Here is a 1,430-nt window from a genome sequence, read left to right on the forward strand (position 1 = left end):
AGACGGTGTAAAATTGTTTGTGTACCAATATTTGTGATCTAGTCGGATCATAAAAAAGTAGGGTATTCTCGGGATTGCGAAGTCACCAAGAAAGGAACCCTACTCGATGAATACTATACCTGAAACCACACTCTCAGAGCTATTTGAAAATCTTGTCACTCAGTTCGTAAAAGAAAATCTCGAATCCATCATGAAAGCAGAGATGAAAGGATTCATGCAGGGAGACGAACGTTCCGGACACAATAGCCGTAACGGCTACTACACGAGAACACTTCATACCAAGTACGGCCATATCGAGGATTTGCAAGTGCCGCGTGACCGTCTTGGTGAGTTTCAAACGCACGTGTTTGAGCCGTATCAGCGCCGGGACGGCTGGCTGGAGGAGGCCGTGATTCAAATGTACAAGAGTGGCATGGGCACCCGCGATGTCGCTCGTTTCATCGAAAGTATGTTTGGAAGCCACTACTCGCCGACGACGGTCAGCAACATCACCGCTACCGTCCTGGAAGACATTCACCAGTGGCAAAATCAGCCCCTCAAGAAGCGGTATTCGGTGATCTATCTCGACGGACTGTACGTCAAGCTCAAGCGCAGCAACGTGAGCGGCGAAGTCATTTATTTTGCCATGGGCATTGACGAAGACGGCCATCGCCAAATCCTTGGCTTTTACGTAGGCGGCCAGGAGAGTGCCAATGGCTGGCGGGATGTCCTCAAAGACCTGTACCGCCGTGGTGCTGAGCAAGTGCTGCTAGGCGTATTCGACGGCCTACCGGGCCTCGACAACGCGTTCCGGGAGGTGTATCCGAAGGCTGACGTTCAGCACTGCGTGGTGCATAAAGTACGCGCTACGTTTCCGAAAATTCGAGTACAGGACAAGACGGATTTCATTGAGGGCCTCAAGACCGTTTACAACGCATTAGATCGCGATCTGGCTTTAGCTGCGTTCGATACGTTCAAGGCCAAGTGGAGCAAGAAGTATCCGAAGGAAATCCAATCTTGGGAAGAGCAGTTACCTACACTTCTAACGTTTTACAAATACCCGGCGCTCATCAAGGATGCGATTTACACTTCGAACCCGATCGAGCGCATGAACAAGGAGTTCCGTAAGCGCCTGAAGCCGATGAACAGCCTCACCAATATCGATGCGGCGGAGAAGATCGTTTACTTGGAAATCATCGAGTATAACGAACGTTTCGCCAATCGTGTGATTCGCGGGTTCGGAGACACAGCCGTCACAAAGAGACTCAGCGAGCTGTTTGAGGAACGTTACGGCGCATCTGGACTGTCTCAGGAATAAAAACCCAGCTCCCGCGCCTTCGCTTGGGCTACGTCCACCTCCTAAAATAAAGTCAGAACATTACAAAATCTCGGTATTCAGTGTCCCACTGAATACCCCTACATCTTCCATACACAAACTTCTTGACGCTACC

Annotated in this window: 1 protein-coding gene; it reads left to right on the forward strand. The window is 50.3% G+C overall.

Annotation, left to right across the window (positions count from 1 at the left end):
* Positions 1-106: 106 nt before the first annotated feature.
* On the forward strand, positions 107-1,297 hold the full coding sequence (locus tag ACI1P2_RS31330; RefSeq protein WP_355327702.1) for an IS256 family transposase: 1,191 nt from the start codon (positions 107-109) through the stop codon (positions 1,295-1,297).
* Positions 1,298-1,430: the final 133 nt, after the last annotated feature.

This window comes from Paenibacillus jiangxiensis (assembly GCF_046098255.1).
Lineage (GTDB): Bacteria > Bacillota > Bacilli > Paenibacillales > Paenibacillaceae > Paenibacillus > Paenibacillus jiagnxiensis.